Origin of the sequence: Spongiactinospora gelatinilytica, from assembly GCF_003236385.1 — a bacterium.
Taxonomy (GTDB): domain Bacteria; phylum Actinomycetota; class Actinomycetes; order Streptosporangiales; family Streptosporangiaceae; genus Spongiactinospora; species Spongiactinospora gelatinilytica.
Window position 1 is genome coordinate 1 of record NZ_POUA01000077.1, and the last position, 23,334, is coordinate 23,334.

The window sequence follows — 23,334 nt, forward strand, 5'->3', positions numbered from 1 at the left end:
CGTCCAGGCTCGCCGGCATCCCCGAACGCCTCTACCGCGGCCCTTCGGACCGGCCCCCCATGACGGCCCGGGCGCGGTCGATGTCCGGGCCGCGGTAGAGGCGTTCGGGGATGCCGGCGAGCCTGGACGGGTGTACCTGTGGCCCCAGGCCGTAGAACTTCTGGAAGCTCATGATCAACGGACGCCACGCATCGGGGTCGATGTGGTCGTCCATGCCCTTCATCCGGATGGCCTCGTCCACGTACACACGCTGCACGCGTACCTCGAACACGAGCACGCGGCCGTGCTGCGCCGGATCGTCGGCGGCCATCCGGTGCACGCCCGCCACGACCGCCTCCAGGTGTACCTGGCACTCGGCGACCCGCGGCGGCGACACCGTCTCGGCCGCGATCGGCGTGACCCCGGCCAGATGGAACTTGTCCGGTTCGTAACGGTAGCCGCGGGCCTGCTTCCCGGCCGGAACAGGGTCGGCCCCCGTGGTCAGCGCCAGCCGGTCCACCGTGCCGGCCAGCGCCTCCGATGGCAGGTTCAGCACGCACTCACCGGTCCGCAGCAGGTTACGGCTGGTCTGTGACGTCGCTCCGAGGCCGAGCATGGCCCGCCAGCCGAGCCAGAAGGCGGACGACATGGGAGCCAGGTTCGGCTTCCCGTCCTCGTTGAGGGTCGAGATGAGGACGACCGGCGTCCCGAAGTACAGGATGCCGGGCTCTATCCGCGTGTGGTCGATCGATACTTCATGCACACCTTCCAGGTTCGGGACACCGGGTCGCCTTCGCTGGCGGTAAGCGGACGCCGCGTCGAGCCCGGCCACCGCAAGTCGCCCGCCCGGATATCCGCAACGTCGCCCGCGTTCTAGGCTTGGCACATGGCGGACATACTTACCGGGCAGGGCTGCTCATGGACCTTTGAGGCGGGCGCGGTGCGGATGCGGTTCCATCGCGCGATGAAGGTTCCCAAGTTCCTCCAGGAGCTGGGCGAGCGGCTGATCCCGTACGAGGCGCTGGCCGATGTGTCGCTCACGCCGGGCAAGCGGGGCACGGTCGTGCTGCGGGCCGTACCCCGGCAGGGCGCCGACCCGGTGCTGATCGCCGCGGCCGGGCAGCTCAAGGAGGCGCTCGACCCCTACCGCCTGGTGCTGCCCGCCGACCGTGAGAGCCTGGCCGACTACTACGCCGAGGAGATCCGGCGATCGATCACCGACTCGGGCCCGGCCAGGCGCTGCCTGGTCCAGGCGCCGCCGACGCCGCGCTCGTTCAAGGGCTGGGACGGCCAGGCGCACTTCGACGATGAGACCGTGCGGTTCCAGTGGTTCTGGTCGAGCGCCGAGAGCGTGAAGTACCGGGCGGGCGACCAGCGCTTCGCGGTCTCCGACATCGAGGGCGTGGAGTGGCGCTCACCGGATGTCTTCGACGGCTACCTGCGGCTGCGGGTGCGCGGGCTGGAGGCGCCGAAGGAGCCGGAGAAGGACCCGGCGTCGGTGGTGTTCGGGATGGGGTACGGCCTGACCGCCGAGTCGCTGCCGTTCGCGGCGGCCGTGGTGGGCGCAATCCGCGACCAGCACCCCGCCGCGGAACTCCCCCCGGCCGAGCCCGCGGCCGAAGAGCCGGTCGTGGCCGCGATCGACCGGGGCGAGGACATCCCGGCGCTCATCCGCAAACTAGGCGAACTGCGCGACGCGGGCCTGCTCACCGAGGAGGAGTTCCAGGCCAAGAAGGTGGAACTCCTCTCCCGGCTCTGAACCGGCCCGCGCCACCGAAAGCCGCCCGCTACGGGACGATGTTGACCAGCTTCGGCGCGCGCACGATGACCCTCCTGGGCGTGCCGGAGAGCTGTGCCTGTACCTTCTCCGAGCCCAGCGCCAGCGCCTCCAGCTCGGCGTCGGTGATGTCCGGGGAGACCTCCAGGCGGTCACGGACCTTCCCGGCCACCTGTACCACGCAGGTCACCGACTCCTGCACCAGCAGCGCGGGGTCGACCTCGGGCCAGCCGGCCTTGGCCACGGACGGCGACCCGCCCAGCCGCTCCCAGCCCTCCTCGGCCACGTAGGGCGCGACCAGCGACAGCATGACGGCCAGCGCCTCGGCGGCCTCGCGCACGGCGGGGTCGGCGCGGCCGGGACCGGCGTCGATGGCCCGCCGGGCGGCGGTGGTCAGCTCCATCATCCGGGCCACCGCGACGTTGAACCGGTAGGAGTCGACCAGCTTGGTGACCTCGTCCACGGTGCGGTGGGTGACCTTGCGCAGCTCCAGGTCGCCGCCGGTGTAGGAGACTCCCGGCTCGCTCGTCACCTCGCTCATCACCCGCAGCGCGCGGGCCAGGAACTTCTGGGAGGCGGCGGGCGAGACGTCGGCCCAGTCGATGTCCTCTTCCGGCGGACCGGCGAAGATCATGGTGAGGCGGACCGCGTCGACCCCGAAACCGTCGATCTGCGCGCCCAGGTCGACGCCGTTGCCCAGCGACTTCGACATCGCCTTGCCGCGGTTGATGACCTGGCCCTGGTTCAGCATCCGGATGAACGGCTCGGTGAAGTCGAGCATGCCCATGTCGTGCAGGACCTTGACGAAGAAGCGCGAGTAGAGCAGGTGCAGCACGGCGTGCTCGATGCCGCCGACGTACTGGTCGATCGGCCCCCACCTGCGGACCTTCTCGACGTCGAACGGGCCGTCCTCGTACCCGGGCGAGCAGTATCGCAGGAAGTACCACGACGAGTCGACGAAGGTGTCCATCGTGTCGGTGTCGCGCTTGGCCGCTCCGCCGCACTTGGGGCACTCGACGTTGACCCAGTCGGTGGCGCTCGCCAGCGGGGAGACCCCCCGCGGGGCCAGGGCCTCACCGCGCAGGTCGGGCAGCGTGACGGGGAGCTGGTCGTCGGGGACGGGCACCTCGCCGCAGTCGGGGCAGTGGATGATCGGGATCGGGGTGCCCCAGAACCGCTGGCGGGACAGCAGCCAGTCGCGCAGCCGAAAGTTGACCGCGGCCTTGCCCCGGCCCTTCTCGCTCAGGATCCCGATGATCTTCTTGATCGCGTCGGCCTTGCTCAGGCCGTCGAGCGGGCCGGAGTTGACCAGCGAGCCCTCGCCCGGGGTGGCCTCGCCGGTCTCGCCCGGGTCGGCCAGGCCGGTGTGCACCACGACCCGGACCGGCAGCGCGAACTTCCTGGCGAAGTCGAGGTCGCGCTGGTCGTGGGCGGGCACCGCCATGATCGCGCCATGGCCGTAGTCGGACAGCACGTAGTCGGCGGCCCAGACCGGGATGCGCTCGCCGTTGACCGGGTTGATCGCGTGGACGCCCAGGAAGACGCCGGTCTTCTCCTTCTCGGTGGACAGCCGGTCGATGTCGCTCAGCTTGGCGACCTCGGCGCGGTACGCCTCGAACGCCTCCCGCTGCGCGGGCGCGACGATCTCGTCGGCCAGCGGGGCGTCCGGGGCGACCACGAAGAAGGTGGCGCCGAACAGGGTGTCGGGCCGGGTGGTGTAGACGGTGACCGGCTCCTCGCGCCCCTCGATCGTGAAGAGCACGTCGGCGCCCTCGGAGCGGCCGATCCAGTTGCGCTGCATGGTCAGCAGCCGGTCGGACCACAGGCCCTCCAATTGGGCCATGTCGTCCAGCAGCCGGTCGGCGTAGTCGGTGATCTTGAAGTACCACTGGGTCAGCTCGCGGCGCACGACCTCCGCGCCGCACCGCTCACAGCGGCCGTCGACCACCTGCTCGTTGGCCAGCACGGTCTGGTCTTGGGGGCACCAGTTGACCAGGCCGCCCTTGCGGTAGGCCAGGCCGCGCTCGAAGAAGCGGTTGAACAGCCATTGGTTCCACCGGTAGTAGCCCGGGTCGCTGGTGTGCAGCCGGCGCGTCCAGTCGAAGCTGATGCCGTACCGCTTGAAGGACGTGGCCTGGGTCTCGATGTTGGCGTAGGTCCACTCCGCGGGATGGGCGTCGCGCCGGATCGCCGCGTTCTCCGCGGGCAGGCCGAAGGAGTCCCAGCCGATGGGGTGCAGCACGTTGTAGCCGCGCTGGAACCAGTAGCGGGCGATGACGTCGGCCAGGGCGAAGACCTCACCGTGGCCCATGTGCAGGTCACCGGAGGGATAGGGGAACATGTCGAGCAGATAGCGCCGCTCGCGGGGGTCGGCGGGGTCCTCGCTCGCCCGGTAGGGGTCAAGCTCCTCCCACCGCCGCTGCCACTTGGCCTGCAGCGCCTTCGGATCATATTGCTCGGTCACGGTTGTGGTCCCTCGGTTTGAGCTGCTGAGCCGTCGGCCCCTGGACTCACGGTGCACCTCGCGGACCCGGGTCGCGGTCCATCGATCGCGTAAGGCCCACAAGAAAGCCCCTCGCGAACGCAAGGGGCATGCCGCGCCGGCGGGGCTGTGCTCAGCCAGGCCGACGCGGCCCGCGAAGAAGCAGGGGCACGTAACGCATACACCAAGGGTAGCGCAGAGAACAGCCCTTCGTTGTCGGGTCGGCAGAGGCGGGCGCGGGGCGCGGACGCCCCCGGTACGGTCGCGCACGGCGGCACACCACGACACGGTGAGCGAGACCCGATGGTGATAGATCCGTTGTGACCTCTTCTGTCCCTTTAGTTTACTGTTGTCCGCGTGGCGATCTCAGGCGACCAGGACCCCGGTAACCCGGGCGGACGTGGCATGCCGCTGCAGGACCCGCCAACAGATCCGAAGGGATTCTCCCGTTTTCCTGCGGTACCCCCTGATTCGCATGAGATCATGCCCAGCATCGCAAGTCCGGGCACGATCGCGGGAGGTACGGGACGCATGGCCCCGGATCAGTCGAGCCATCCCCAGATGCCGCCGGCGTGGCCGGATGTGCCGCAGGGCGGTTCCGCCCCGCCGCCGCCCGAGCATGCCCCTGACCAGGGCCGCAAGGGGCGCGGGCGCCCCTCCACGCCGTCCCGGTCCTGGGACGATGATCCACTCGGCCCACCGCACACGCCGCCCGCCGTACCGCCGTCGGCCACCTCCGACGTGAACTACGAACGGACGGTGGCCGTCCCGATGCGCCCGCGCGAGGAGGCCGCCGCGCCGCCGCGCGAGCGGTCCGCGCCCCGGCGGCAGGGCGACACGCCCGGCGGCACGCTGGGCCGCGACCCGGCCGACCCCAACCGCCCCTTCGTCACGGCCGGGCAGATCAGCGGTCCGAAGACCCCGCCGCCGGAGCGGCAGCAGGAGCTGTGGAACACCGTCTTCGGCGACAATTACCAGGCAATGGAGGACGAGGAGCGGCCCGAGCGCACCGGCAAGCCGGTGTGGATCTACGCGCTGGCCGGGACGATCGCCGTCGCGCTGGTCGCCGTGCTGCTGTGGTGGGCGTTCACCTCGGGGCCGCTGGCCTCCGCGGAAGGGCCCGCGTCCACGCAGACCGCCCAGAAGACGGCCGCGCCGCAAAAGCCCGCCGCGCCCAAGAAGACCCTCCCCCGGCTGCCGCGATACAAGGGGGCGGCCTCGCAGAGCGCGGGCACGCTGACCGACCAGCTCGGCGGGATCACGCTGCCCAAGCTGGGCCCGCCGTGGCGGCAGGACCTCCGGCCCACCGTGCGGGAGAAGTTCGGATACCCGACCCGGCAGTACGTGCCGGCGGGCCGGGACGCCGCGGGCAAGACGCAGTTCGGGCAGGTGCTGTCCGGTCCGCTGCCGAAGCAACTGGCCGGGAAGTACGGCTCGCCGGAGGATCTCACCCCGGTGGTCAGCGCGGTCGCCTTCCAGGCCCGCACGAAGTACTTCGCCAAGGGCAACACGATCGCCAAGACCGTGCACCAGACCAAGCCCATCGGCGGGATGCCCGCCGAACTGATCGGCTATGAGATCACCTCGGCCCAGACCAGGACCACGATGGTGGTGGCGGTGGTGGCCACCGGCCGTGAGGTGCCCACCGTGGTCTTCATGATGGTGCCGGAGACCAAGAAGAAGCTGCTGCCCGACATCAACACCGTCTTCGCCGGCATCCGCCCGGTGACCGGCTCCTGAGCCCACGGGTGCGCGGCGGGCCGACTAGAGGCGGGTCACCTCCATGTGCTTGACGCCGTTGATGAAGCTGGACAGCAGCGGCTCGGGCTCGCCCACCTCCAGGTGCGGCACGCGGCGCAGTAACTCGCCGAACATCACGCCGATCTCCCGCCTGGCCAGGTGGGCGCCGAGGCAGAAGTGCGGGCCCGAACCGCCGAAGCCGACGTGCGGGTTGGGGTCGCGGGTGATGTCGAAGCGGTGTGGGTCGGCGAACACCGCCTCGTCGCGGTTGGCCGACCAGTAGAACAGCACCACCTTGTCGCCCGCGCGGTAGAAGGTGCCGTTCATCTCGTGGTCGCGGGTCAGCTTCCTGCGCATGAAGTTGACCGGCGCGGCCAGCCGGATGATCTCCTCGATGGCCTTGGGGGTGTGCCCGGCGATGTCGGTGAGCCAGCGGGCGCGCTCGGCCGGATGCTCGGTGAGCAGGCGCATGCCGCGGGAGATCGCGTTGCGGGTGGTCTCGTTGCCGGCCACCACCAGCAGGATGAAGAACGAGCCCAGCTCGGCCGGGGTCAGCGCCTCGCCGTCGATGTTGGCGTTGACCAACGACGAGATCAGATCGGACGTGGGGCGCTCGGTACGGTGGGCGGCGAGGGCCTGGACCAGTTGCTGCAACTCCATCCCGGCGGCGAGCAGGCGGTCGGCCAGGCCGTCGATGTCGCCGAAGTCGGGGTCGAAGCCGCCCAGGATGATGTTGGAGCGGTCGAGGACGAACTGGTGGTCGCGCTCGGGGATGCCCATCATGTCGCAGATGATCTTCAACGGCAGCCGGGCCGCCACCTGGGACACGAAGTCACCGCCCGGGCCCGCCGCCAGCAGGTCATCGACGATCTCCGTCGCCGCCCGGCGCACGTCGTCCTCGAACTGCCTGATCATCTTCGGCGTGAACGACCGCGACACGATCCGCCGCAATCGGGCGTGCCGGGGGTCGTCCATGTTGATCATCGATCCGAAGTATTCGGCCAGCTCGGCGGGCATGTCGGCAATGTTGGTCGCGCCGCCGTCGCCCGAGCAGAACACCTCGGGAAAGCGGCTGACCGCCACGATGTCCGCGTGTCGGACCAGGGCGTGGTAGCCGGGCCCCGCCGGCCCCAGGAAGAACTCCGGCTCCTCGTAGAAGACCGGCCGCGGGAGCTCGCGGAGCAGCCGGAAGGCGTGCTCCCGCTCGGCCATGGGCCTGGCCCAGAAGTCGTAGTCGGACAGATCGAAGTCCGCCGCGGTGATGATCGAAGTGCGCCCGGTGGTGGGGTCCACGCTCATGACCCCAATGATCTGCTTGCGACCGAGCGCGGTCAAGCCATTACTCGTGGCTAGAAATCGCAGGTCATCCTTTTGATCCCATTGATGAAGCTGGAACGCAGGCGGTCGGGCTCGCCCACGGACCTGATGGCGGGCGCCCGGGTGAACAGCTCGCGCAGCATCAGCTCGATCTCCCGTCTGGCAAGGTGGGCGCCCAGGCAGAAGTGCGGCCCAGGGCCGCCGAAGCCGACGTGCGGGTTGGGGTCGCGGGTGATGTCGAAGCGGTGCGGGTCGGTGAAGACCGCCTCGTCGCGGTTGGCCGACCAGTAGTAGAGCAGGACCTTGTCGCCCTCGCGGAACGTCGTGCCGTTCATCTCGTGGTCGCGCGTCAGCGTGCGGCGCATCCACGCGACCGGCGAGGCCACCCGGACGACCTCCTCCACCGCGCCCGGCAGGCGTGCGTCGAGGTCGGCCAGCAGCAGCTCGCGCTGGCCGGGGTTGGTGGTGAACAGGTGCAGGGCGTGGGAGATCGCGTTGCGGGTGGTCTCGCTGCCCGCCACCACCAGCAGGATGAAGAACGAGCCCAGCTCCTGGAGGGTCAGCGCCTCGCCGTCGATGTTGGCACTGGTCAGCGCGCCGATGAGACCGGCGGGCGCGGACCCGGCGAGCGTGGTGACCACGTCCTGGAGGCGCTGGGCGGTGCCGAGCAACAGCGGCCCGGCCTCCTTGGGGTCGGTGATGTACTCCGGATCGCCGCCGGACAGCAGGATGTTGGACGCCTCGAAGACGGTCTGGTGATGCTCTTCGGGGATGCCCATCATGTCGCAGATGATCTTCAACGGCAGCCGGGCCGCCACCTGGGACACGAAGTCACCGCCCGGGCCCGCCGCCAACAGGTCATCGACGATCTCCGTCGCCGCCCGGCGCACGTCGTCCTCGAACTGCCTGATCATCTTCGGCGTGAACGACCGCGACACGATCCGCCGCAACCGGGCGTGCCGAGGGTCGTCCATGTTGATCATCGACCCGAAGTACTCGCGGAACTTCTCCGGCATCTCATGGATGCTGGTGGCGCCCTGGGCCGAGCTGAAGATCTCCGGCCTGCGGCTGGCCTCGACGACGTCGGCGTGCCGTACCAGCGCGTGGTAGCCCCGCCCCGGCGGGGCGAAGCTCACCGTGGGAGCGGCGAACCACCTCGGCCCCGGCAGCGCCCGCAGCGCGGCGAACGCCTCCTCGCGCTCGGCCATCGGCCGTGCCCAAAAGGCCGGGTCGGCGAGGTCGATCTCCCCGGCCGAGCTGATCGGAACCGGCACATGCCCTCCTTAGGTCAGCGTCCGGCTTCAATCCTGCCACCTTCCGACCATGCCGCGATGATCAGGTCGGCGGCCCGCTCTCCGATCATCACGGCGGGGGCGTGGGTGTGCCCGCGGTTGATCACCGGCATCACCGAGACGTCGGCCACGCGCAGGCCGCCCACCCCCCGTACGCGCAGCTCGGGATCGACGACCGACTCCGCGTCGGTCCCCATCCGGCAGGTGCCCGCCGGGTGGTACAGCGTCTCGCTGCGCTCGCGGATCCAGCGGTCCAGCTCCTCGTCGGTACGGGCGCCCCAGTAGGGCGCCATGGGACCGGCCGCGTACGGGCGCAGGGCGCCGGTCCCCACCAGCTTCAGCGCCAGGCGCAGGCCCGCCGCCATCCGCCGCCGGTCGGCCTCGGCGCTGAGGTAGCGCGGGTCGATCACCACGTCCCGGCCGCTCAGCGAGATCCGCCCGCGGCTTTCCGGCCGCAACAGCACCACGGCCACCGTGATGCCGTGCCCGTCCGGCCGGGTCAGCCCGTGGTCGGCGAAGGCCACCGGCACGAAGATCAGCTCGATGTCGGGCGCGGGCTCCCGCGGCGAGGTGCGCGCGAACGCCAGGGCCTCGCCGATGTTGGAGGTCAGCATGCCCCTGCGGCGAACCAGATAGCGGACCAGGTTGGCCAGGGACTCCGCGCTCGCCAGGGTGACCTCCGCGGGGCAGCGCATCATGATCCCGGAGGTCAGGTGGTCCTGTAGGTTGCGGCCGACCTTCGGCCGGTCCACGAGCGGGGGCACCCCGTTGGCCCGCAGCTCGGCGGGGTCGCCGACGCCGGACAGCATCAGCAGGTGCGGCGAGCCGATCGCGCCGGCCGACAGCACGACCTCGCGGCGGGCGGCGACCACCGTGCCGTCGGCGCACTCCACGCCGGTCGCCCGCCCGCCTTCCAGCAGCACCCGGTTGGCGTGCAGGCCGGTGAGCACGGTGAGGTTGGCGCGGCGTCTGGCCGGGCGCAGATAGGCGTCGGCGGAACTCCACCGCCTGCCGCGGTACTGGGTCACCGGGGCCTGGCGGCAGCCCTCGGCGTCGTCGGGACCGTTCAGCTCGGTTAGCCGCGGCAGCCCGATCTCCTCGCAGGCCCGCAGGAACGCGCCGGTGACCGGGTTGGGGCTGCGCAGCTCGGAGATGTGGGCCGGGCCCCCGACACCGTAGACACCGCCCTCGTTGGAGCCGATCCGGTTCTCCGCGCGCTGAAAGTAGGGCAGCACGTCGTCATAGGACCACCCGGGCACTGCCCACCCGTCGTAGTCGGCCCGGTGGCCCCGCACCCACATCTGCGCGTTCATGCTGGACGAACCGCCCAGCACGCGCCCACGCGGCCAATAGAGCCTCCGCCCTTCCATCTCGGACTGCGGAACGGTGCTGAAATTCCAGTCGTAGGGGGTCTTGAACAGCTTCTTGAAACCGGCCGGAATGCGGATCTCCGCCTTGTCGTCGGCGCCGCCCGCCTCGATGAGCGCCACCGTGACGCCCTGCTCCGCGGACAGGCGGTTCGCCAGGACACACCCCGCCGAACCAGCACCGACGATTACATAGTCGTACTCGGTGGACATGCCACGCCTCTTCTGTGGTCAGCCGAAACAGCACCGCCAGGTGAGCGACCTGACACCTGCTTACTCCGCGCCGGCCGCCGCGTCCACGAAATCGGCGGACCTGCCAATAAAGCGTGGTTTGCTTTGTAATCAGGCGCACCTACCGCGTGGTATGCCGTTTTGCCACTATGAACGCATGCCCGCCGCTCCGGCTCAGGAGGATGACCCCCATGCTCAACCTCGCCACAGTACTGGAGGACAGCACGCGCGACGTGCCCGGCCGGACCGCCGTGGTCCACGGCGACCTGCGCCTGCCGTACTCGGTGATCGACTCCGTCGCGTGCCAGGTCGCCGGCCTGCTCACCGCCAGGGGCATCGGCCGCGGCGACAGGGTCGCCCTCGCCTGCCCCAACGTGCCCTACTTCCCGTTCGTCTACTTCGGCATCCTCAAGGCCGGCGCCACGGTGGTGCCGCTGAACATCCTGCTCCAGCCGGGCGAGATCGCCTATCACCTCGACGACTCCGGGGCCAGGGCGCTGTTCTGCTTCGAGGGCACTCCCGAGCTGCCGCTCGGCGAACGCGGCCGGGCCGGCTTCGAGGCGTCCTCGGCTGAGCTGTTCATCGTGCTCCCGGCGACGCCGCAGGCCACCGGCTCCCCCTACGGCGAGACGCTGTGGGCCGCGCTGGACGGCGTGCCGGCCACGTACTCCACCGCACAGACGAGCGCCGACGACACCGCCGTCATCCTCTACACCAGCGGCACCACCGGACACCCCAAGGGCGCCGAGCTGAGCCACCAGAACATGCTCATGAACGCGATCGTCTCCGACGAGATGCACCTGCGCCGCGAGGAGGGCGACGTCTACCTGACCTCGCTGCCGCTGTTCCACTCCTTCGGCCAGACCGTGCTGATGAACGCGGGGTTCCGGCGCAGGGCCACCCTGGTGCTCCAGCCCCGCTTCGAGCCGGCCGCCGCCTTGGGCCTGATGCGCGAGGAGGGCGTCACGCTGTTCGCGGGCGTGCCCACGATGTACTGGGCGATGCTCGCCGAGGTCCACGCCCGCGGCGGCCCGGTGCCCACCACGCTGCACACCGCCGTCTCCGGCGGCTCGGCCGCGCCGCTGGAGGTGCTGAAGGACTTCGGGGAGACGTTCGGGATCGGCATCCTGGAGGGTTACGGCCTGTCCGAGACCTCCCCGGTGGCCTGTTTCAACCAACGCGGCAAGCCGAACAAACCGGGCTCCATCGGCACCCCCGTGTGGGGGGTGGAGATGAAACTGGTGGACCCCGAGTGGAACACCGTCGAGGGCGAGGGCCCCGGCGAGGTCGCCGTGCGCGGGCACAATGTGATGAAGGGCTACCACGACCGGCCGGCCGAGACCGCGGAGGTACTGCGCGACGGATGGCTGCGCACCGGCGACATCGCCACCCGCGACCCCGAGGGCTACTACTTCATCGTGGACCGTGCCAAGGACATGATCATCCGCAGTGGGCTCAACGTCTACCCGCGCGAGGTGGAGGAGGTCCTGATGGGCCACGACGCCGTGTCCCTGGCCGCCGTGGTGGGGGTGCCGGACGAGGCGCACGGCGAGGAGGTCAAGGCGTACGTCATCAGGAAGCCGGGGGCGGAGATCGGCGAGCGCGAGCTGATCACCTGGGCCCGGGAGCGGATGGCCGCCTACAAGTACCCGCGGCTGGTGGAGTTCCGCGACGCGCTGCCGATGACGGCCACCGGCAAGATCCTCAAGCGCGAGCTGCGCTGAACGCCGCAGAGAACGACGGAACGCCCGGCCCCGCTTCGAGAAGGGCCGGGCGTCGCCGGGAAAGCCGCAAGGAGCCGTCAGGGCCAGTTGCGGCCCGGCCGCAGCGGCACGTGGGCGACCCCGTCGCGGTCCAGCTTGGTCGCGAGGATCTGGTGCAACTGGACCTTGTTGCGCTCGAAGCCCACGACCGAGCCGGCCATGTAGAGCCGCCACACGCGTGCCGTGCCCGCGCCGACCTCCGCGACCGCCTCGTCCCAGTGCTCGTCCAGATTGGCGCACCACTTCTGGAGGGTCTTCGCGTAGTGCTCGCGCAGATTCTCCTCGTGGCGGATCTCGTAGCCGATGTCCTCCATCTGGCGGATCAGGTGGCCCACCGACTCCAGCTCGCCGTCGGGGAAGACGTAGCGGTTGATGAACCCGCCCTTGTTGATCGACTTCTCGACGCCGGTCGGCCGGGTGATGCAGTGGTTCAGCAGCCGCCCGCCCGGCTTGAGCCGGTCGTACAGGAACTTGAAGTAGAAGGGCAGGTTGTCCTTGCCGATGTGCTCGGTGAGGCCGATGGAGCTGACCCGGTCGAAGCCCGTCTCGGCCACGTCGCGGTAGTCCATGTGCCGGACCTCGGCCAGCTCGCCGAGCCCCGCCTCGGCGATCGCCTTCTGCGCCCACTCGGCCTGCTGGCGGGACAGCGTCACGCCGACACCCTTCACGCCGTAGTGCTTGGCCGCGTGCATGACCATGCCGCCCCAGCCGCAGCCCACGTCCAGCAGGCGCATGCCCGGCTGGAGGTCGAGCTTCTTGGCCACCAGGTCGAACTTGGTGAACTGGGCCTCCTCGAGCGAGGAGTCCTCCTCTGGGAACACGGCGCAGGTGTAGGCCATGGACGGCCCGAGCACCCACTCGTAGAACCGGTTGGAGACGTCGTAGTGGTGGTGAATGGCCTCCGCGTCGCGCTTTTTGGCATGCCTGCTGCCCAGCCGGGCCAGCATGCTCTTGCGCATCTCCTGCTTCGGCGGGGGGACCCGCATCAGCAGCGGCTTCATACCGAGCGACCGGACCGCCGCGATCTTCTCGCGGGCGGGCATGTCGTTGAGAGTGAGCGACCACATGCGGTCCAGCAGGGTGTACATGTCACCCCGCAGGTCGATGTGGCCGGAAACGTACGCCCTGGCCAGCCCCAGTTCGCCGGGCGCCTGAGCGAGATACGCCACCGCGATCGGCGTCTTCACCTCGATCTTGAGGTCGGCGCCGTCCGGGCCCGCCTTGCTGCCGTCGTACGCGCTGAAGGCCACGCCGGCATCGGTCCCGACAACTTTCTCGAAGATCTGTGCTAGTGACACAGAAGCAACCTCCTTAACGCCCCCGTACACATTTGTCGTAGAGGTCGAGCAACCGGCCACCCGGGTCGTATGCCCGCTTGACCGGCCAGTAGGCATCTCCGTTGTAGAGGCGCCAGAACTCGTCCCGGGGGTAGAACGACGTCGAGTACAGGGACTTGTGGCCGTCGAGATCGTGTACGGCGTTCTCGATGAGCCGGTTGTGATAACCGTCGAACTGCCCTCTGGGCAGCGGCACGGTGCCCCAGAACCCGAAATTCAGATACAGCCGCCCCTGCTCCAGCGGGTAGAGCGGCCAGTCGCCGGACGCCTTGAGCGGGCACATCCACACCGGCGTCATGCCGACCTTCTTGTGGAAGAAGTCCAGGAACTCCGCGCCCCGCTCGATGGGCACCTCGATGTCCTGGATGACCGACTCCTGCGGGGGGTTGCCACGCCAGCGGTCATAGCGGGCCAGCAGGCCGTACTTCCGGTCCAGCCCGACCAGCCTGCGGTAGACGTCGGAGCGCATCCAGCGGCGCGGCATGAGCGAGCGCACCAGCGGGCGCTGCACGCCGAAGGCGCGCGAGCACCAGAACCAGTCGGTGTCCCAGCGCCACAGGTAGTCGCGCACGGTGAGCCAGTCCCGCGTGCGGGTCTGGATCGACCGGTAGTAGATCCGCATCCCGGTGTAGTCCGAGACGTACGGCGCGCGGTCGGCGAACCGGCCGAGCGTGATGTACAGCTCGCCCGGCCCGAAGAAGACGCCGTCCACGAAGTCGACCGGCTCCCCCTCGTGCTCGCGGCTCTCGCAGATCTCCCGCATGGCCAGCAGGCACTTGTCGGCGTCGTTGAACGGGATGTGGGTGAGCTTGACGTACGGCGAGACCGGCTTGAGCCTGATCCTGATGCGCAGGGCGTAGCCGAGGGTGCCGTAGGAGTTGGGGAAGGCGCGGAACAGGTCGGCGTGCTCGTTGTCCTCGCGGGCCACGATGATGCGCCCGTCGCCGGTGAGGATCTCCAGTTCCTCCACCGACTCGTGCGGCAGGCCGTCGCGGAAGCTGGTCGACTCGATGCCGAGCCCGGTCACCGCCCCGCCGAGCGTGATCGTCTTGAGCTGCGGCACGACGTAGGGCATCAGCCCGTGCGGCAGCGTGGCGTCCACCAGGTTCTCGTAGGTGGTCATGCCCTGCACCTCGGCGGTCCGGGCGACCGGATCCACCTGGATCACCTGGTCGAGGTCGCGGGCGGACAGCTTGGCGGCCCGGCCGCCCCCGGCCTCGCGGAACCTGAACAGGTTGGTCGTGGCCTTGGACAACCGTGGCGCGGAGTCGTCGGGGATGGCGGCGTAGGACTCCTTGATCTGCTCGACGGCCCGCTGGTGCGCCAGCATCTGTCCTGTATCGCGCATGGAACGTCCCGGCATGACACCACCCCCAGATTTCCAGAGACGGAGATCGTCCCCTGGCACGCTATATCCAGAAAAGTCGGCAGACCAGCCTCGACGTGCTAAGCGCCGGAAAACTCGGTATCGCCGGTCGGCTCTGGTCCTTACTGCTCCCACATGTGCGAAACGAGCGAAACTCTACCCCTGACTGATCCGATCGCCACGCACGACCCCCCGGAGGAATCCCCTCGCGTCCCTCTGGTCACCCCTGTCACCTGGCCCGAGGGGTCCCCATCGCCCCGGCGGCTTCGCTCGCCGCGAACGACCGGAACACCTCTTCCCGAAGCCTTCGGCGCTTGCCCCACTCGCGAGAGGTCATCGTCCACTCCAGCACGTAGGCGGTGCCGTCCACCACGACCGCGCGGCGCAGTTCGTGGTACACCCGCCCGGGCGCCACCCACGGCGCCCGGCTTGCGTCCCCGCTCGTCCAGGTGAACTCCCACTCGGCCGCCCGGCCCTCGGGGACGGCGACACTGCCCCTGCGTAACGTCGTCACCTCCCGCGCGTAGGGGGTGAGCAGCCGTTCCGCGGCGCGCAGGATCTTCGCGGGATCATCGCCCGCGCTCTTCCGCATCTCCACGCCGAGGTGCGCCTTGCCGTCCCTGCGCAGCCACTCGGCGTGGGCGCCCTCGCGCGAGCCCCGCCAGCCGCGCGGGAAGGCGATGGACCAGCCCGCCGGGGATGTCCAGATCGGCAGCGGGCGGCGGGCCCGTGCGTACGGGGGGTGGGGCGTCGCGCTCTGCCGCCCGACCGGCCCGGCCGAGCTCGTGGGGGCCGCGGTGGCGGCGGCCACCGGGCGCGGCCCCGTGGAGGTGGCCGCGTCGGCCGCGGGCCCGCGCCCGCGCGGCAGCCCGTTCCAGACGACCACGGCGCCCGCCGCCAGCACTACGGCCGCGACCCCGGCGGCCAGCGCGACCTTGCTACGCGGCCTGGGCACTCGCGGCGGCGGGCCCGTCACGCGGTCGCGGGCCCGCTGGGCCGCCTGGATGTCGGCGAGCATGCGGTCGGCCTGCTCGGCGGTGAGCCTGCGCGCGGGATCGCGCTCCAGCAGGCCGCGCAGCACCGCGTGGAAGATCTTGGGGATGCGGCCGTAGACGGCCTCCTCGGTGAGGATGGCGTTCAGCGTCTCCATGGTGTCGGCGCGCTCGAAGGGCGAGCGGCCCATCAGCCCGGCGTACAGGGTGGCACCGAACGACCACAGGTCCGAGGCGGCCCCGCCGATCCCGCCACTGGCCCGCTCGGGGGCCAGGAAGCTCGGCGAGCCGGCCACCATGCCGGTCTGGGTGAGCGAGCTGTCGCCCTCCGCGGTGGCCACACCGAAGTCGGTGAGCACCGCCCGGCCGTCCTCGGTCACCAAGATGTTGCTCGGCTTCACGTCGCGGTGCAGCACCCCGGCCTGGTGGGCCGCGGTGAGCGCGGAGAGGATCTGCCTGCCGATGTCGGACAGCAGGCGCACCGGGACCGGCCCGGTCAGGCGCACGATCTCGTCCAGGGGCTGCGCGTCGACCAGCTCCATGATGATCCACGGCCGGCCGTCCTCCTCGACGACGTCATAGATCTGGACGATGCCGGGGTGGTTGAGCCGGGCCGCGGTGCGCGCCTCGCGGGTCGTACGCAGCAGGTGACGTTCGCGCTCGATCGGGGGGAGCCCCGGGGGCAGCACGACCTCCTTGATCGCGATAGGCCGGTTCAGGAGCGTGTCGTGGCCATGCCAGACCACGCCCATGCCGCCCTGACCCAATGCACTGGACAGCCGGTAACGTCGGGCGATCAACCGTTCGCCGTCGTCCGGTGACGCCATGTCAGATTCCGCCCTTTGATCCCATTTTGGTCGTCGAAAAGTTTCCCATATTCAGTCGTACTCGCGCGGGCAAGCGCGTGTGTTGCGCGCCACGACCGAATCTTGTTCCACTTGACCCCCAAGGAGGAACGATGACCCAATCCAATGTGTCGGCCCCGCTGTCCGGTGTCAGAGTGCTGGAACTGGCGGGCCTCGCGCCCGGGCCCTTCGCCGGGATGATGCTGGCCGACCACGGCGCCGAGGTCCTGCGCGTCGATCGGGCCGACGTCGTACGTCGGGCCGGCGACCGCCCCCGCCCCGACGTGATGGACCGCGGCAAGCGGACCATCGGCCTGGACCTGAAGTCTCCAGAAGGGGTCGCCGCCTTCCGCGAGCTGGCCAGAGAGGCCGACGTCGTCATCGAGGTGTTCCGGCCGGGCGTGGCCGAACGGCTCGGGATCGGCCCGGACGACCTGCGCTCGGTCAATGAGCGGCTGATCTACGGCCGGATGACCGGCTGGGGCCAGGAGGGCCCGCTCGCGCCCACCGCGGGGCACGACATCGACTACGTCGCCGCCTCCGGCGTGCTGTCCCTGCTCGGGCGGGCCGGGGAGCGGCCGGCGCCGCCGCTCAACCTGCTGGGCGACTTCGCGGGCGGCGGCCTGATGCTCGCCTACGGCGTGCTGCTCGCGCTGTTCGAGCGGGAGCGCACCGGCCGGGGCAAGGTCATCGACGCGGCCATGGTGGACGGCGCCGCCCTGCTGGCCGCGATGTTCTTCCACCAGATCCACGCCGGGACGTGGGGGCCGCGCGGCACGAACCTGCTCGACACGGGCGCGCCGATGTACGACACCTACGAGACCGCAGACGGGCAGTACGTCGCGGTGGGGGCCCTGGAACCGCGGTTCTGGGAGGAACTGGTGGCCGGGCTGGGCCTGACCGGGCTGCCCGACAGGGACGAGCCGGCGAACTGGCCGGCGCTGCGCGAGCGGCTGGCCGAGGCGTTCCGGGGAAGGACGCGGGCGGAGTGGGCGGAGGTGTTCGCGGGCACGGACGCGTGCGTCTTTCCGGTGCTGTCCGTCGCCGAGGCCGCAGAGCACCCGCACAACAAGGCCCGGGGCACGTTCGGCCGGGTGAACGGCGTACTCCAGCCCGCCCCGGCCCCTCGCCTGCTGGACGCCCCACAGGCGGCCCTCTCCCCCGCCACCAGGCTCACGGACCTGGCCTCCTGGGGGCTGCCCGCCGCGACCGAGGCGGAACTCCGGGAGAAGGGCGTCCTGGCCTGACATAGCAGTCCTTGTCAAGAATGTAGTAGGTGTACTACATTTCTTAGTATCAGTGCTGCATCGATGGAGGGCTGCGCGGTGTCGCAGGAGAACATCCACAACCGGATCGCGGTGCTGCGAGCCGAGCGCGGCGTCTCCAGGAAGGACCTGGCGGGCGCGCTCGGCGTGCACTACCAGACCATCGGCTACCTGGAGCGCGGGGAGTACAGCCCCAGCCTGCACCTCGCGCTGCGGATAGCCGCGTTCTTCGAGGTTCCGGTCGAGGTGGCGTTCTCGCTTCGGCCGTTCCCCCGCCTGGGCGAGGAAGGGAGATGACGATGAGGATTCAGGAGTGGTGGCACCACCGTCAGGCCGAGGCGATGCAACAGGACGTCGCGCCGTCGTGGTACGCCACCAGAGCGCGCCGGCACGCACTCGTCGGCGCGCACGGCGTCGCGCTCGCCCTGCTGTGGACTGCCGCCGTGCTCTGGCTGTTCTCCATGAAGGGCGGCGGCCGGGTGGGCACGGTGCTCATCGTGGCCGGGCTGGTGCTCGCCATCCCCACGATCTCCCTGCTCAACCTGGCCACCAGGGGCACCACCGCGCTCGCCGAGGAGAGCCTGGACGAACGCCAGCTCGCCGACCGGATGCGCGCGATGGCGACGGCCCACCGCGACACGATGATCATGCTGGCGATCGTCGGCGCGGGGGCCCTGGTCACCGGCCCCATCGCCGGGCGCGAGCGTCGCTGCCGGTCACAGGCGTCCCTCAGCTCACCATCGCCATCGGCCTGACGCACATGAGCTGCCGCCGCCGGTGTCGGCGTGGCAGTTGCCCGACCCGCCCGCCGAGGACGCCTGACCTCCCGGGGCCGGCCTCACCCCTGCCGGGGCGGCAGGATCGCGATGTAGAGGTCGGCCCCCTCGGGGTGGTGGACCTCCAGATCGGTGGTGAACGCGCGGGGCGGGGTCGCGCCGGACTCGGTGTGCTTCCACACCCGCTGCCAGCACTCCACCAGCACCCCCGGCATCTGCCCACGGGCCTCCAGCTTCATCGCGGCGGCCTTGGGCACCCGCACCGCGACCATCCCCTCGGGCAGGGCGGCCGCGCTGCGCACGGCCACGCCGACCACCTGGGTGTAGGGACCGTTGTGATCGCTTTGGTAGTCGGTGAGGACGGCGTAGAGATTCTCGTCGACCTTCCCCGGTACGTGCGCGAACGCCCCAGGGGCCCCGGCACGGGCCCAAAGGGCGGGAAGCCGCGCCCGGGTAGGGTCCATCTCGTCGGCATTGGCCGTTCGTACGGCGAAGCCGACGACCAGGACCTCTGGCCGGTCAACGATGTTCACTGCGCCTCCCTCTAACGCTGTGCCATCCACATTAGATCGCGCCGTCAATGTAGCCCCTCCAGGCGCAAATGGATCCTAAGTGGTGATGATCCCTCCCCACCCCGGCTGCCGGGCCAGGATTCGGGGAACACCCAATCGTGATGATTCGCCACGTAGAATGGATATACGTGAAGTTCCTGAACGACATGCGGCCGGCATTCGACCTGACCTACAGCGACGTCTTCATGGCGCCGTCGCGCTCATCGGTCGGTTCCCGGCTCGAAGTCGACCTTTCCACCCATGATGGCACCGGCGCCACCATCCCCGTCATCGTGGCCAACATGACCGCGGTCGCCGGGCGGCGGATGGCCGAGACCGTGGCCAGACGCGGCGGGCTCGCGGTCATCCCCCAGGACATCCCCATCGACGTCGTGGCCGAGGTCGTCGACTGGGTGAAAGCCCGGCACCTGGTCCACGACACGCCCATCACCCTCACCCCGCACGACACCGTCGGCGAGGCGCTGAACCTGCTGCCCAAGCGGGCGCACGGCGCGGTCATCATCGTGGACTGGAACAACCGCCCGGTCGGCGTGGTCACCGAGGCCGACTGCCAGGGCGTGGACATGTACACCCAGCTCTCGCAGGTCATGTCGGCCTCGCTGCTGACCCTGCCCGCCGGGCTCGAACCGCGGCGGGCCTTCGAGATGCTGCACGAGGGACGGCACAGGCTCGCCCCCGTCGTGGACGCCGACGGCCGCCTGGTGGGCATCCTGACCCGCACAGGGGCGCTGCGGGCGACTCTCTACCAGCCCGCCCTGGACGCGTCCGGGCGGCTGCGGATCGGCGCGGCGGTGGGCGTCAACGGCGATGTGACGGCCAAGGCCAAGGAGTTGCTGGAGGCGGGCGTCGACTGCCTGGTGGTGGACACCGCGCACGGGCACCAGGAGAAGATGCTGTCGGCGCTGCGGGCCGTACGGGGGCTCGGGCCGGACGTGCCGGTCGCGGCCGGCAACGTGGTCACCGCCGCGGGCGTCCGTGACCTGGTCGACGCCGGGGCCGACATCGTCAAGGTGGGCGTGGGCCCGGGTGCGATGTGCACCACGCGGATGATGACCGGCGTGGGCCGGCCGCAGTTCTCCGCGGTGCTCGAATGCGCCGCCGAGGCGCGCAGGCTGGGCCGGCACGTGTGGGCGGACGGGGGCGTGCGCCACCCCCGCGACGTGGCGCTCGCATTGGCCGCGGGCGCGGCGAACGTGATGATCGGCTCGTGGTTCGCCGGGACGTACGAGTCGCCCGGAGACGCCCGCACGGACGCCGACGGGCGCAGGTACAAGGAGAACTTCGGGATGGCCTCGGCGCGGGCGGTACGGCTGCGCACCGCCGACGACACGCCGTTCGAGCGGGCCCGCAAGGCGCTGTTCGAGGAGGGCATCTCCACCTCGCGGATGTACCTGGACCCGGCGCGCCCGAGCGTGGAGGACCAGATCGACGCCATCGTGGCCGGGCTGCGCTCGGCGTGCACCTACGCGGGCGCGGTGGACCTGGAGGAGTTCCACCGCCGCGCGGTGATCGGCATCCAGGGGTCCTCCGGCTACACGGAAGGCATGCCGCTACACCAGAGCTGGTAGGAATATCCGGCGGGTGCGGGGTAGGGCGAGCCGGGTGGGCACGTCGGCTTCCTGAAAGGCAGACCTACCATGACCGCACCATCCGTCGGCCGGGACACCGTCGCCGTCGACCGGAGGCTCCTGGTCAGTTATGAGAACTACGCGTCCGCGCAAAGAACCGTGGACGCCCTGTCGGACGCGGGCTTCCCCGTGGAGCACGTGTCCATCGTCGGCTCGGACCTTCGGCTGGAGGAGATCGTCACCGGCCGGGTCACCAACCCCAAGGCCGCGCTCGCCGGGGCGGGCAGCGGCGTGCTCTTCGGCGCGATCGTCGGGCTGTTCCTCGGCCTGTTCACCACCACGACCGGCTCCTTCATCGCGCTGGTCCTCTGGGCGGCGCTGTGGGGCGCGGTCCTCGGGGCGGCCTTCGGCTTCGTCAACCACGCCTTCCAGCGCGGCAAGCGCGACTTCTCCTCGCGCAACGCGATCGTCGCGGGCCGCTACGACGTGATGGTGGACGCCGAGCACCTCGAACGCGCCCGCGCCATGACGCCGCCGTCCTTCCCCGGATATCCCGGCGCGTCCGACCACACCGGCCGGGGCGACACCGTCGCCATGGAGACCCCGCCCACCGCGGGGACCTTCGGCCCGGGCGGGACCGGCGTCCAGGAAGGCGGTCCGGTACCTCCGCCGCGCACCGAAGGGCCGCAGGGCACGGACCGCCCGGTCGGCGACCCCCCGCGGTTCCGCCACCCGGACGACGAGGGCACGACGGAGATCGGACAGGAAGAGCAGCCTCAGCGGCGTCAGTGGTGACTCGTAGGGCACCATTGACGGTGTGTTGCTGATCGATGTGGCGCGGGTGTCCGAAGAGGTGAGCCGGACCTCCTCGCGGCTGGGCAAGATCGGCCACCTGGCCGAACTACTCGGCCGGGTGCGGAGCGAGGAGGCCGAGCTCGCCATCGCTTACCTGTACGGCGAGCTGCCGCAGCGCCAGATCGGCGTGGGCTGGCGCAGCCTCCAGGACCTCCCCGCGCCGCGTCAGATCGCCACCATGACCCTCACCCGCGTCAACGACCTGTTCGACGAGATCAAGCGACAGGGCGGGGCCGGGTCCCAGGCGGCCCGCAAGGCGCTGGTCGGCGAACTGTTCGGCGGGCTGACCCAGCAGGAGCAGGCGTTCCTGATCCGGCTGCTGAGCGGCGAACTGCGCCAGGGCGCCCTGGAGGGCGCCATGATCGAGGCGGTCGCCAAGGCGTCGGGAGCGCCGTCCGCCGAGGTGCGCAGGGCGCTCACGCTGCGTGGCTGGCTGCCCGCCGTCGGCGCGGCCGCGCTCGCGGGCGGGGTGGAGGCGCTGCGCGGCTTCCATGTGGAGGTGGGGCGCCCGGTGGCGCCGATGCTGGCGCAGAGCGCCCCCAGCATGGCGGCGGCGCTCGCCAAGGTGGGCGAGCCCGCGGCGCTGGAATGGAAGATCGACGGGATTCGCGTCCAGGCGCATCGCGCGGGCGAGACGGTGGCCGCGTTCACGCGCACGCTCGACGACATCACCGCGCAGGTTCCCGAGCTGGTGGAGGCGGTGCGGGCGCTGCCGTACGACGACCTGATCCTGGACGGCGAGGTGATCGCGCTGCGCGCGGACGGGCGGCCGGAGCCGTTCCAGGTCACGGCGTCGCGGGTGGCCAGCCGGGTCGACGTGGCCAAGATGCGCGCCAAGACGCCGCTCAGCGTGTTCTTCTTCGACGCGCTGCGGGTGGCGGGGCGCGATTTGCTCGACCTCACCGACACCGAACGGCACGACGCGCTGCGCGCCGCCGTACCGGACAACCTGCTCATCCCCCGCCTGACGACCGGCGACGTCCCGGAGGCCGAGGCGTTCTTCGCGGAGGTGGTGCGGCGCGGGCACGAGGGCGTGGTGGTCAAGTCGCCGAAGACGCCGTACGCGGCGGGCCGGCGTGGCGCGGGATGGATCAAGGTCAAGCCCCGGCACACGCTCGACCTGGTGGTGCTGGCCGTGGAGTGGGGGCACGGGCGGCGCGAGGGCAGGCTGTCCAACCTGCACCTCGGTGCGCGCGCCCCGGAGACCGGCGGGTTCGTCATGCTCGGCAAGACCTTCAAGGGGCTGACCGACGAGTTGCTGGCCTGGCAGACCGAGCGGTTCCTGGCGCTGGCCGACGGGCCGACGGACGGCTGGACGGTGAAGGTCCGGCCCGAGCAGGTCGTCGAGGTCGCCTTCGACGCGGTGCAGACCTCCTCGCGCTACCCGGGCGGGATGGCGCTGCGGTTCGCGAGGGTGCTGCGGTACCGGGAGGACAAGCGGGCGGAGGAGGCCGACACGGTGGAGACCGTGCGGTCGCTGATGTTCTAGCGCCCCGGCAGGGTCACTTGACCAGGCGCAGGGACAGCGGGTAGCGGAACCGGCCGTCGCCGAGCGCCGAGACCCCGCCCATGATGCCCGCCACCAGCCCGCCGATCCACAGCAGCGGCACCAGGACCAGGCCGACTACGGTGATGGACAGCAGGATGGTCGCGCCCAGCAGCGTGATGTGGAAGTTCAGCGCCTCGACGGCCTGCGCGCGGACATAAGGGGACGTCCTTCCCATGGCCAGCAGCATGATCAGTGGACCGATCACGGACAGGCCGATGAACGGCAGGAAGTGCGCCGCGGCGGCGGCCGGGCGGTCATCGG

The 23,334-nt window shown here is 70.6% G+C and carries 19 protein-coding genes; 9 read left to right on the plus strand and 10 right to left on the minus strand.

From position 1 onward, the window contains the following. Positions 1-31: 31 nt before the first annotated feature. Entirely contained in the window at positions 32-742 is a 711-nt protein-coding gene (locus tag C1I98_RS12525; RefSeq protein WP_111167338.1) for a flavin reductase family protein, read from the minus strand. A gap of 123 nt (positions 743-865) precedes the next feature. Between C1I98_RS12525 and C1I98_RS12530 the strand changes: the two genes are divergently transcribed. Then, positions 866-1,738 carry a DUF4429 domain-containing protein gene (locus tag C1I98_RS12530; protein ID WP_111167339.1) on the plus strand — a complete coding sequence of 291 codons (873 nt, stop codon included), beginning with the start codon at positions 866-868 and terminating at the stop codon, positions 1,736-1,738. A gap of 28 nt (positions 1,739-1,766) precedes the next feature. On the opposite strand, the gene leuS is transcribed toward C1I98_RS12530, so the two are convergent. Continuing rightward, complete coding sequence (leuS, locus tag C1I98_RS12535) at positions 1,767-4,220, minus strand: leucine--tRNA ligase (RefSeq protein WP_111167340.1); 2,454 nt, start codon at positions 4,218-4,220, stop codon at positions 1,767-1,769. 501 nt (positions 4,221-4,721) lie between these two features. Here leuS and C1I98_RS12540 point away from each other — a divergent pair. Next, the gene (locus C1I98_RS12540) at positions 4,722-5,978 is read left to right on the plus strand and encodes a hypothetical protein (protein WP_146607397.1); all 1,257 of its coding nucleotides are present in this window, start codon (positions 4,722-4,724) and stop codon (positions 5,976-5,978) included. A gap of 24 nt (positions 5,979-6,002) precedes the next feature. On the opposite strand, the gene C1I98_RS12545 is transcribed toward C1I98_RS12540, so the two are convergent. From C1I98_RS12545 to C1I98_RS12555, 3 genes are all read right to left on the minus strand, one after another. Beyond that, positions 6,003-7,277, minus strand: coding sequence for a cytochrome P450 (locus tag C1I98_RS12545; protein WP_111167342.1), 1,275 nt, complete (start codon positions 7,275-7,277; stop codon positions 6,003-6,005). 50 nt (positions 7,278-7,327) lie between these two features. Next, a complete protein-coding gene (locus tag C1I98_RS12550) occupies positions 7,328-8,503 on the minus strand; it encodes a cytochrome P450 (protein ID WP_111167354.1) in 1,176 nt (391 codons plus the stop codon). Between the two features lie 80 nt (positions 8,504-8,583). After that, positions 8,584-10,167 carry a GMC family oxidoreductase gene (locus C1I98_RS12555; protein WP_111167343.1) on the minus strand — a complete coding sequence of 528 codons (1,584 nt, stop codon included), beginning with the start codon at positions 10,165-10,167 and terminating at the stop codon, positions 8,584-8,586. Positions 10,168-10,376: 209 nt separating this feature from the next. On the opposite strand from C1I98_RS12555, the gene C1I98_RS12560 reads away from it, so the two are divergent. Beyond that, on the plus strand, positions 10,377-11,909 hold the full coding sequence (locus tag C1I98_RS12560) for a long-chain-fatty-acid--CoA ligase (RefSeq protein WP_111167344.1): 1,533 nt from the start codon (positions 10,377-10,379) through the stop codon (positions 11,907-11,909). Positions 11,910-11,986: 77 nt separating this feature from the next. On the opposite strand, the gene C1I98_RS12565 is transcribed toward C1I98_RS12560, so the two are convergent. From C1I98_RS12565 to C1I98_RS12575, 3 genes are all read right to left on the minus strand, one after another. Then, positions 11,987-13,246 carry an SAM-dependent methyltransferase gene (locus C1I98_RS12565; protein WP_111167345.1) on the minus strand — a complete coding sequence of 420 codons (1,260 nt, stop codon included), beginning with the start codon at positions 13,244-13,246 and terminating at the stop codon, positions 11,987-11,989. A gap of 13 nt (positions 13,247-13,259) precedes the next feature. Further along, entirely contained in the window at positions 13,260-14,633 is a 1,374-nt protein-coding gene (locus tag C1I98_RS12570) for an FAD-binding oxidoreductase (protein WP_233507821.1), read from the minus strand. 247 nt (positions 14,634-14,880) lie between these two features. Continuing rightward, on the minus strand, positions 14,881-16,470 hold the full coding sequence (locus C1I98_RS12575; RefSeq protein WP_111167347.1) for a serine/threonine-protein kinase: 1,590 nt from the start codon (positions 16,468-16,470) through the stop codon (positions 14,881-14,883). Between the two features lie 131 nt (positions 16,471-16,601). Between C1I98_RS12575 and C1I98_RS12580 the strand changes: the two genes are divergently transcribed. The 3 genes from C1I98_RS12580 to C1I98_RS12590 all read left to right on the plus strand — a co-directional run bounded on the left by C1I98_RS12580 (position 16,602) and on the right by C1I98_RS12590 (position 18,508). Next, a complete protein-coding gene (locus tag C1I98_RS12580; protein WP_111167348.1) occupies positions 16,602-17,735 on the plus strand; it encodes a CaiB/BaiF CoA transferase family protein in 1,134 nt (377 codons plus the stop codon). 63 nt (positions 17,736-17,798) lie between these two features. Further along, positions 17,799-18,050 carry a helix-turn-helix transcriptional regulator gene (locus C1I98_RS12585; protein ID WP_111167349.1) on the plus strand — a complete coding sequence of 84 codons (252 nt, stop codon included), beginning with the start codon at positions 17,799-17,801 and terminating at the stop codon, positions 18,048-18,050. Then, entirely contained in the window at positions 18,047-18,508 is a 462-nt protein-coding gene (locus C1I98_RS12590; protein ID WP_146607398.1) for a hypothetical protein, read from the plus strand. The genes C1I98_RS12585 and C1I98_RS12590 overlap by 4 nt, the downstream gene beginning before the upstream one ends. Positions 18,509-18,591: 83 nt before the next feature. On the opposite strand, the gene C1I98_RS12595 is transcribed toward C1I98_RS12590, so the two are convergent. Then, the gene (locus C1I98_RS12595) at positions 18,592-19,062 is read right to left on the minus strand and encodes a GyrI-like domain-containing protein (protein ID WP_111167351.1); all 471 of its coding nucleotides are present in this window, start codon (positions 19,060-19,062) and stop codon (positions 18,592-18,594) included. 167 nt (positions 19,063-19,229) lie between these two features. Here C1I98_RS12595 and C1I98_RS12600 point away from each other — a divergent pair, with 167 nt between their 5' ends. From C1I98_RS12600 to C1I98_RS12610, 3 genes are all read left to right on the plus strand, one after another. Further along, on the plus strand, positions 19,230-20,669 hold the full coding sequence (locus tag C1I98_RS12600; RefSeq protein WP_111167352.1) for a GuaB1 family IMP dehydrogenase-related protein: 1,440 nt from the start codon (positions 19,230-19,232) through the stop codon (positions 20,667-20,669). Between the two features lie 69 nt (positions 20,670-20,738). Beyond that, a complete protein-coding gene (locus C1I98_RS42815; RefSeq protein WP_199536897.1) occupies positions 20,739-21,464 on the plus strand; it encodes a general stress protein in 726 nt (241 codons plus the stop codon). A 22-nt stretch (positions 21,465-21,486) separates the two neighbouring features. Beyond that, positions 21,487-23,013, plus strand: a complete 1,527-nt coding sequence (locus tag C1I98_RS12610; protein ID WP_111167353.1) for an ATP-dependent DNA ligase — start codon at positions 21,487-21,489, stop codon at positions 23,011-23,013. A 13-nt stretch (positions 23,014-23,026) separates the two neighbouring features. On the opposite strand, the gene C1I98_RS12615 is transcribed toward C1I98_RS12610, so the two are convergent. Next, positions 23,027-23,334 (minus strand): DUF4870 domain-containing protein (locus C1I98_RS12615; protein ID WP_199536898.1); only part of this gene is annotated, 308 nt, incomplete at its 5' end.